Origin of the sequence: Microbispora sp. NPDC049633 (genome assembly GCF_040675265.1) — a bacterium.
Lineage (GTDB): Bacteria > Actinomycetota > Actinomycetes > Streptosporangiales > Streptosporangiaceae > Microbispora > Microbispora maris.
The window spans coordinates 1-9672 of sequence record NZ_JBFAOO010000246.1 but is presented as its reverse complement, the minus strand read 5'-3'; the positions used below and the strand labels follow the sequence as shown (position 1 = coordinate 9672).

Annotated in this window: 6 protein-coding genes; all 6 read left to right on the top strand. The window is 72.1% G+C overall.

Annotated elements, in window-relative coordinates:
• On the top strand, positions 1-856 hold an 856-nt coding region (cobA, locus tag AB0J39_RS35340), incomplete at its 5' end, for a uroporphyrinogen-III C-methyltransferase (protein WP_363472802.1).
• The gene (locus AB0J39_RS35335; protein WP_363472799.1) at positions 853-3156 is read left to right on the top strand and encodes a dynamin family protein; all 2304 of its coding nucleotides are present in this window, start codon (positions 853-855) and stop codon (positions 3154-3156) included. The genes cobA and AB0J39_RS35335, both read left to right, overlap by 4 nt.
• Positions 3157-3214: 58 nt before the next feature.
• Positions 3215-4846 carry a GTPase gene (locus tag AB0J39_RS35330; RefSeq protein WP_363472797.1) on the top strand — a complete coding sequence of 544 codons (1632 nt, stop codon included), beginning with the start codon at positions 3215-3217 and terminating at the stop codon, positions 4844-4846.
• A 211-nt stretch (positions 4847-5057) separates the two neighbouring features.
• A complete protein-coding gene (locus AB0J39_RS35325; RefSeq protein ID WP_363472795.1) occupies positions 5058-5825 on the top strand; it encodes a single-stranded DNA-binding protein in 768 nt (255 codons plus the stop codon).
• Between the two features lie 756 nt (positions 5826-6581).
• The gene (locus AB0J39_RS35320) at positions 6582-7883 is read left to right on the top strand and encodes a GGDEF domain-containing protein (protein ID WP_363472793.1); all 1302 of its coding nucleotides are present in this window, start codon (positions 6582-6584) and stop codon (positions 7881-7883) included.
• A gap of 10 nt (positions 7884-7893) precedes the next feature.
• On the top strand, positions 7894-9558 hold the full coding sequence (gene ettA / locus AB0J39_RS35315; RefSeq protein WP_363472790.1) for an energy-dependent translational throttle protein EttA: 1665 nt from the start codon (positions 7894-7896) through the stop codon (positions 9556-9558).
• Positions 9559-9672: the final 114 nt, after the last annotated feature.

The following is a 9672-nucleotide window of genomic DNA, read 5'->3' as shown; positions in this document are numbered from 1 at the left end:
CACCGCCGGCGGCGACCCCCGCCGCGCGGCCGGCATCCGCGACGCGATCGTCGGCGCGCTGCGCGACGGCACCGTGGACGCCAGGCGGCACCGCACCAAGCCGGTCGGCGTCGCGCTGGTGGGCGGCGGCCCCGGCGACCCCGGCCTGATCACCGTGCGGGGACGCCAGCTCCTGGCCCAGGCCGACGTGGTCGTGGCCGACCGTCTCGCGCCGCGCGCGCTCCTGGACGAGCTGTCGCCCGACGTCGAGCTGATCGACGCGGCGAAGGTGCCGTACGGCCGGTCGCTGTCCCAGGAGAAGATCAACGAACTGCTCGTCGAGCACGCCCGCGCGGGCAAGTTCGTCGTACGGCTGAAGGGCGGCGACCCGTTCGTCTTCGGCCGCGGCGGCGAAGAGATGATCGCCTGTGCCCGGGCGGGCATCCCGGTGACCGTGGTGCCCGGGATCACCAGCGCGGTCGCGGTCCCCGGGTCCGCCGGGGTCCCGGTCACCCACCGCGGGGTCAGCCAGGAGTTCCACGTCATCTCCGTGCACGTCCCGCCCGGCGACCCCAGGTCGACCGTCGACTGGCCCGGATTGGCGCGATCGACCGGAACCCTGATACTCCTCATGGCGGTCGAACGGATCAAGGAAATCGCCGAAACGCTGGTTCGAGACGGACGTTCACCGGAAACTCCCGTGATGGTGGTACAGGACGGTACTCTTCCGACCCAGCGAGCCGTTGCCGCCACGTTGTCGACCGTGGCGGAACGGGTGACCGCGGCCGGAGTGCGGCCTCCGGCGATCGTGATCGTCGGCGAGGTCGTCAAGGTCGGCCAGGAGATCGAGATGGTGCGAGCGGAGCGGGTCCCGTGAGATCGGCAGCCAGGAACACGCCCGACCACGGGACCGGTGCGAGTTCCGGCGACGCCGTGACCGAGGAGCCGGGCATCGAGGAGCACCCGGAGTCGCCGGGGGAGCGGACCGTCGCGTTTCGCCCGATCCGCGACGACGAGCCCGATCCGGAGCCCGCTTCGCGTCCCTCGGACTCGCGCGGGCCGCTGCCCGCCTCGTCCGCGCCCGCTCCGCCCGAGCCGGTCGTGGAGACCGCGCAGGAGACCACCGCGGCCTCCTCCGAGGAGGACTCCCGCGCCCCCGAGGCGGACGTCGGCGTCGTACGGCCCGCCGAGACCGGCACAGCCTCGGACGATGCGGCTCCGGACCACATGGCCACGGACGACGCGGCTCCGGACGACGCGGCTCCTGACGACACTGTTGTGAACGACACGGCTGACGACGACCCCGGCGACGGCGCGCCCGAAGGATCCTCCGCGGCCGCGGAAGCCGACGGGCAGGAGGCCGGCGAGGAAGAGGCTGCCTGGCCGGAGGGCGGCGACGGCGAGCAGGACGCCGAGGACGCCACCGATGCGGAGACCCCGGAGGAGACGGGCGCGGAGACCGCGGAGGAGGACGCGTCCGACGACGACCGGGTCCGCTCGTTCCCGATGCCGGAGCCGGTCTCCGCGGCGCTGACCGAGGCGCTCAACCAGCTCCGTACGGCGGTGAAGGGCCTGCACTTCGGTCTCGACGTGCCGGGCTCCGAGGAGGCGCGCAAGGCGCAGGCGGCGGTCCTGGCGCAGCTCGACGACTACGTCATCCCGCGCATCCACATGAGCACCGCGCCCGCGCTCATCGTCGTGGCCGGTTCGACCGGGGCGGGCAAGTCCACCATCGTCAACTCGCTGGCCGGGCGGAAGGTCTCGGCCACGGGTGTGCGCCGGCCGACGACGGCGACGCCGGTGCTCGCCTGTCACCCCGATGACCATGAGTGGTACGCGCGGGGCGACCTCCTCGGCGACCTGCACAGGCTCGGCGAACCCACGCGCGACGCCCCGGCCGGCAGCGTGGTGCTGACGTCGAGCCCGTCCCTGCCCCGGGGACTCGCGCTGCTCGACACACCCGACATCGACTCGGTAGTGGAGGAGCACCACGAGATCGCGCATCGCATGCTGGACGCCGCGGACCTGTGGGTGTTCGTCACCACGGCGTCCCGGTACGCCGACGCGCCGTCCTGGGGGCTGCTGCGCCGGGCCAAGGAACGCGGGGCGCGCCTGGTCATCGTGCTGTCCCGCGTGCCGCCGAAATCCCGCGACGTCGTCGTCAAGCACTTCGGCCGCATGCTGAAGGAGTACGGCCTGGGCGAGGTCGAGTGCTTCGTCATCAACGAGACGGCCGTACGGGAGGGGCGGCTGCCCGAGATCGAGATCGCCGACCTGCGCATGTGGCTCTCCGCGCTGTCCGTCGACGACGAGCGGCGGGAGGCGGCGGTCAAGACCACGCTGAACGGCGTGCTGAACAGCTTCCGCACCCGGCTGCCCGCCCTCGCCCGACACCTGGAGACCCAGGTCGCCCTGCGCGCCGATCTGCGCTCCGACGTCGACGCGGCGTACATGGGGGCTCTGGCGGGGATCGACGAGGCCACCAGGGACGGCTCGCTGTTGCGCGGGGAGGTGCTCGCGCGGTGGCAGGACTTCGCCGGCTCCGGCGACCTCATGCGCACTCTGCAGTTGCGGCGCGGGGGCAAGGGCCACCAGCAGGGCCCGGAGCGCGTGCGCGGACTGAGGACCGCCCTGCGGACCGGCCTCGAAGCGCTGGTCAACTCGGCCGTCCAGCAGGCCGCCGAGGAGGTCGTGGCGCGGTGGCGGCAGCGGGCGGGCGCGGGCGACCGGCTTGCCGCGACCCCGGGGCTCGGCCGCCCGTCGGAGGAGATCGGACGCAGGACCACCAGGACCGTCACCGCCTGGCAGGACCACGTCACCGAACTGATCCGCACCGAGGGCGTGACCAAGCGGTCGGTGGCCAAGCTGATCTCGTTCGACGTGGAGTCGCTCTCACTGATCTTCATGATCGGCCTGCTCGGCTACGGCGCCACGGACGCCCCGGCGGGCGCGGGCGCCGGCGCGCTGCCCCAGCGGCTGCTGCGCGGCCTGCTCGGCGCGGAGTCGCTGCGTAACATCAGCGCCAAGGCCCGCAGCGACCTGCGTGCCCGCGTCGGCCTGCTCTTCGACGAGGAGACCCTCCGGTACGTCGACGCGCTCGACAGCGCCGGCATCCCGGACGAGGCCGCGGCGACGCGGCTGTACCAGGCAACGTACAACCTCGAGGTCGCACGATGACGGAGCCGATCCGGCAGCTCACACCCGAGTACGCCTCCGGCACCACGGTGAGGAATCCATGACGGCTCTCAGCACCGCCGAAACGCAGCACGGGCTCGGCTCCAGGCTCGCCGCCCTGGCCAAGATCGTCGAGCTGGGGCAGGGACGGCTCGACCCGGCGCTGGTCACGGAGGCGGCCCAGCTCCTGCTGCGCGCGGGCGACCGGCTCAAGCTGTCGTCCGACCACACGGTCGTGGCGCTCGCGGGCGGCACGGGCAGCGGGAAGTCCTCCCTGTTCAACGCCGTCTCCGGGCTGGAGCTCTCGCCCATCGGCGTACGCCGGCCGACCACCGCGCGCACCCACGCCTGCGTGTGGGGCATCGACGGCGCGGGCCCGCTGCTCGACTGGCTGCAGATCCAGTGGCGGCACCGGTTCGCCCGCGCCAGCGCCCTCGACAAGGGCGAGAGCCAGCTGCACGGGCTGATCCTGCTCGACCTGCCCGACCACGACTCGATCCGCGCGCTCACCGACCACGAGGCCCACCGGCTGATCCAGGTGGCCGACCTCATCGTCTGGGTGCTCGACCCGCAGAAGTACGCCGACGCCTCGGTGCACCGGCGCTACGTGACCGAGCTGACCGGGCACGACGCGGTGACGGTATTCGTGCTGAACCAGTCCGACCGGCTCACCCCCGAGGAGCAGGCGGAGTGCGTGACCGACCTGGAGGACCTTCTCCGGCGTGAGGGCGTGGCCCATCCCCGCGTGGTCGCGACGTCCGCCACCACCGGCAAGGGCGTGGACAGCCTGAAGGCCGTCCTGGCCGAGTCCGTGGCCGCCCGGCGGGCGGCCTACCAGCGCCTCGAAGCCGATCTCGACCGGCTCGTGCAGCGGCTGGTGAAGGACATGCCGGAACTGCTGCGGGTGGAGCCCACGGTGGACGGAGCGCGGCGTGCCGGGCTGGTCGACGCGCTGTGCGACGCGATCGGTGTCTCCGCCCTGGGCGAGGCTCTCGAGAACGTGCACGCCGTCCGCTCGGGCGACTGGGTCGGCTGGCCGTACGCGCGCTGGACGGCCCGGCTGCGCCCCGACCCGCTCAAGAGCCTGCGTCTCGGGGCGGTGAAGGACGACATCCGCGGCCTGGTCGCGAGTGCGGTCACCGCCCAGCCCGCCGAGGTGGACAACGCGGTGCTGGCGCTCGCCGACGGGCTGACGGCCGGCATGCCCGAGGTGTGGCGCGACGGCGTCCGCGAGGCCGCCCGCTCGCGCGTGGACGAGCTTCCCGAGGCGCTGTCGAACGATCTGGCGGAGGAGGCTCCGCCGCTCGACCGGGTGCCCGCCTGGTGGTGGCTGCTGAAGATCTGGCAGTACCTCCTGGTGGTCATGTTCGTCGCGAGCCTCGCCTGGGCGGGTGCGATCCTCGCGTACGGCGTGTTCAAGGCGGGCCGCCCGCCTGCCGAGGTCCTCGGCGACGTGGGCGTGCTGCCCTGGGTGGGGCTGATGATGATCAGCGTCCTCGGGCTCGGGCTGTTCTCGGCCATGGCGAGCAGGAACTTCGTGGTGCTCGCGGCGGGCAAGGAACGCGACCGGCTGGAGCGCGACATGAGACGCCGGGTGGGCGTCCTGGCACAGGACATGGTCGTCCAGCCGGTCGAGCGCGAGCTGGACCGGTACAACGAGTTCTTCGGCGCGATGGCGGCCACCCGGCGCTGACGCGCGACGTGGCCGCGGAGGCGGCCGTCAGCGGGGCTGTCCGTCCATAGGCTGCCGTTCACGGGCTGCCGGTTCACGGGCTGCCGGTTCACGGGCTGTCCACAGGCGCCGCGTCATCCACAGAACCCGGTTCTGGCCGGTGGCGCGGTGATGTCCCAGGCCAGTGTGGTCACCCGAGCCCGGCGAGTGACCGGGCCGGGGAGGCACATCGATGAACGACATCTTCGTCACGCTGAGCGGGAACGTCACCGACGACCCCCGGCAGTACCAGTTCCGCGACGGCTCTCGCGTGACCTCGATGCGGATGGCCGTCAACAGGCGCGTCCTCGACCAGCAGACCAACACCTGGCAGACCAGGGACACCACCTACTACACCGTGCGCTGTTACCGGGGACTGGCGGACAACGTCCAGCAGTCGGTCCGCAAGGGCCACCCGGTCGTGGTGTACGGCAAGCTGCGCATCAAGCAGTTCGAGCGCGACGGCGAGCAGCGGTTCTGGGCGGAGATCGAGGCCAGCTCCGTGGGTCACGACCTGAAGTGGGGCATCGCCACCTTCGAGAAGCCGATCCGGGCCTACTCGGCGGGCGCGCCGAGCGACGGCGAGCGCCAGGCGATGGAGGACGCGACGCGGGAGTGGGAGCTCACCGGCACGGCCGCCCTCGGCGGGGGAGTCGCCGCCGACGGAGGCGGTGACGAGGCCTTCGACGCCCTCGTCGGCGGGCGGGGCACGGACGACGAGGCCCTGCGGGCCGCCGGGGCGGGGGAGACCGCCGGCGCCCGCGACGCCTGGCGGGCCGCCGACACGGGACGGACCGCCGGGCCGACGGAGATCGACGCGGGAGACGCACCGGAGACTACGTCCGCCGTGACCGGCCCGGGCGGCGCGTCTGACGCGGGCGACGCGTCTGATCCGGAGACCGCGGAGAGCGACCATCGGAGCGGCGAGGACGCCTGGCTCCCACCCGCTCTGGCCGCCTGATCACGCCGTCGCCCCGCGCCGGAGAACCCGCTGTGCCGGGCGCCGGACGCGGGTCGCGGTGTGCGGCGAGAGCACCTGCGTCCGCCGGCCACTCAGCGGCCGAACTCCTCCATCATGCGGCGGACCGGCACGCCCCCGCACAGCGGGGCGGAGCGGCGTACGCAGGTGATACCGGTGGCAGCGCGGTGGAGGGGCCAGGCCGGCCGGCGAGGGCGCGGTAGGCGCTGCCCGGGGTGTACGCGCGGTCGTGGGGCGCCATGTGGGTCGGTGTGTGGGTCGGCGCGCGGGGCGCCACGCGGTGCGGCACGTGAGGCGCCAGTAGGAGGGCGGGTGGGAGGGAGGGCATGTGGAGCGTGGTTGGGAGGGCGGGTGGGGCGCCACGTGAGGCGCCAGTAGGAGGGCGCGTGGGAGGGAGGGCATGTGGAGCGTGGTTGGGAGGGCGCGTGGGACGCCGTGGCTCGGCTCCGCAGGGCCCGATCAGGTCCAGATGACGCCTCGCAGCATGGCTGCTCCTTCCGGCGGTGGCCCGCTTCCGCTCGCTATCCCCCGCACCCGACATGTCCGTCCGCATGTCCATCCGCTCAGGGCCGCGGGAGTCCGCGGCCAAACCGCCGCAGATGCGTCCTTAGCCCATCAGAAGCAGATGGCCACCGTGCCAAGGTAGCGGTTCCCGTCGCGCTTCGCACACTCCGCAATTATTGTGTTACTCATCGTGAGATGGAGCCTCGGCTACTGGTTCGGCTACTGGGGGGCGGGATGACGGTGACCGGTCAGACCTCGGCCAGGCCGCGAAGCGCGATCTGCTCGCGAAGTCGCTGGCCGCTGCTGGCCCAGCCGCCCGCCCTCGTGTCCTACGTGTGCGCGATCGTGGCGTTCGACGCGGTCCTGATCGCCGTGCTGGCGAGGTCCACCGCGTTCCACGCTCCCCACCTGGTCATGTTCGCGGCGCTCACCGCGTGCGGGGCGGTGTGCATCGAGGCGACCCGTCGTCTCGGCATGCCGGCCGGTGTGTCCCGCGACCTGCTGTCCGCCTGGTGGCTGCCGGTGGCGTTCCTGCTTCCGCCGGTCTACGCCCTGCTCGCGCCCATACCGATGCAGATCCTGCTGCAACTCAGGGTCCGGGCGACCGTGCTGTACCGCCGCGTGTTCAGCGCGGCGGCGATCGGGCTCGCGGCGGCCTCCGCCTCGGCCGTCTTCCACCGCACGGTCCCCATTCCCGCGCACCTGTCGTCGGGGGAAGGCGGGCCGATCGCGGTCGCGGCGGCCTGCGCTGTGCTGTTCACGGTGCTCAACACCGCGCTGATCGCGGTCGCGGCGCACGCGTCGGACCCCGAAGGCCGCTGGGGCGAGGTCCTGTGGGACCGCGAACGCGTCCTCCTCGACGCGGTCGAGCTCTGCCTCGGCGTGCTCGTCGCGGCCGTCTGCGGGCTCAACCTGGCACTGCTGCTGCTCGTGCTGCCGCCCGTCGTGCTGCTCCAGCGGAGTCTGCTGCACGCCCAGTTGCAGGCCGCGGCTCGTACGGACCCGAAGACGGGCCTGCTGAACGCGGCCGCCTGGCAGCGGGAGGCGGACACGGAGATCGTCAGGGCGCAGCGGACCGGGGACACCCTCGCGCTGGTCCTGGTGGACATCGACCACTTCAAGAAGGTCAACGACACCTACGGCCACCTGGTCGGGGACCAGGTCCTCGCCCAGGTGGCGGCCACTCTCCGCACCCAGCTGCGCGAGTACGACGTGGTCGGGCGGTTCGGCGGTGAGGAGTTCGTCGTGCTGCTCCCCGGCGCCGACGTGCACGAGGCGCGGCGGGTGGCCGAGCGGCTGCGCGCCCGGGTGGGCCGGATGGTGGTCCCGTCCGAGCAGGCGACGGTCACGGTCACGGTGTCCGCCGGGGTGGCCATCATGAACGTGCACGGTGAGGATCTCATCGAGTTGCTGGCCGCCGCCGACCTCGCCCTCTACCGCGCCAAGGAGCTCGGCAGGGACAGGGTCTGTCTCCCCGCCGCCCCCGTGGCCCCGCCTCCCCGCAGCGCGGACGGCGCTGCCGGTGCTATCCCCTAGGCTTGAAGGTATGCCGGAGTACATCTACACGTTGCAGCGCGTGCGCAAGGCGCACGGTGACAAGGTGGTCCTCGACGACGTCACGCTGTCGTTCCTGCCGGGGGCCAAGATCGGCGTCCTGGGCCCGAACGGCACGGGCAAGTCCACGCTGCTCAAGATGATGGCGGGGCTGGAGCAGCCGTCCAACGGCGAGGCCCGGCTGATGCCCGGCTTCACGGTCGGCATCCTGCTGCAGGAGCCCTCGCTCAACGAGTCGAAGACCGTGCTCGGGAACGTCGAGGAGGGCGTCGCCGAGACCAAGGCGATGCTCGACCGGTTCAACGAGATCGCCGAGCAGATGGCCACCGACTACAGCGACGAGCTGCTGGAGGAGATGGGCCGCCTGCAGGACGCGCTCGACCACCGCAACGCGTGGGACCTCGACAGCCAGCTCGAACAGGCCATGGACGCGCTGCGCTGCCCGCCGCCCGACGCCGAGGTGACCACGCTCAGCGGTGGCGAGCGGCGCCGGGTCGCGCTGTGCAAGCTGCTGCTGGAGCAGCCCGACCTGCTGCTGCTCGACGAGCCCACCAACCACCTCGACGCCGAGAGCGTCCAGTGGCTGGAGCAGCACCTGGAGAAGTACCCCGGCACCGTCCTGGCCGTCACCCACGACCGTTACTTCCTGGACAACGTGGCGAACTGGATCCTGGAGCTCGACCGCGGCCGCTGCTACCCCTACGAGGGCAACTACTCCACCTACCTCGAGGCCAAGGCCGCGCGTCTGAAGGTCGAGGGCCAGAAGGACATCAAGCGCAAGAAGCGCCTGGAGGAGGAGCTGCAGTGGGTGCGCTCCAACGCGCGCGCCCGCCAGACCAAGAGCCGCGCCCGTCTCCAGCGCTACGAGGAGATGGCGGCCGAAGCGGACAAGTACCGCAAGCTCGACTTCGAGGAGATCCAGATCCCGCCGGGCCCGCGCCTGGGCACGACGGTCATCCGGGCCGAGAAGCTGAGCAAGGGCTTCGGCGACCGGCTCCTCATGGACGAGTTGTCCTTCGACCTGCCGCGCAACGGCATCGTCGGCATCATCGGCCCGAACGGCGTCGGCAAGACCACGCTGTTCCGGATGATCACCGGGGGTGAGACTCCGGACACCGGGTCCATCACGGTCGGCGAGACCGTCAAGATCTCCTACGTCGACCAGGGCAGGGCCGGCATCGACCCGAACAAGAACGTCTGGCAGGTCGTCTCCGACGGGCTCGACCACATCAAGGTCGGCAACGTCGAGATGCCCTCGCGGGCGTACGTCGCGGCGTTCGGTTTCAAGGGCCCGGACCAGCAGAAGCTCGCGGGCGTCCTGTCCGGCGGCGAGCGCAACCGGCTCAACCTCGCGCTCACCCTCAAGCAGGGTGGCAACGTGCTGCTCCTGGACGAGCCCACCAACGACCTCGACACCGAGACGCTGTCCAGCCTGGAGAACGCGCTGCTCGACTTCCCGGGCTGCGCCGTGATCACCTCGCACGACCGGTGGTTCCTCGACCGCATCGCCACCCACATCCTGGCGTGGGAAGAGGGCTCGAACTGGTTCTGGTTCGAGGGCAACTTCGCCGACTACGAGAAGAACAAGGTCGAGCGGCTGGGTGCGGACGCCGCCCGCCCGCACCGCGTCACCTACCGCAAGCTCACCCGCGACTGAGCGGACTCACGGCCCGGGGCCCCCCCGGCCGGGGGGGGGCCGCGGGCCCGGGTGGTTTTAGCGGGGGGCGGGCGGGGGGATCACCCCGGTGAGATGTCCCGCGACGGTTTAGAG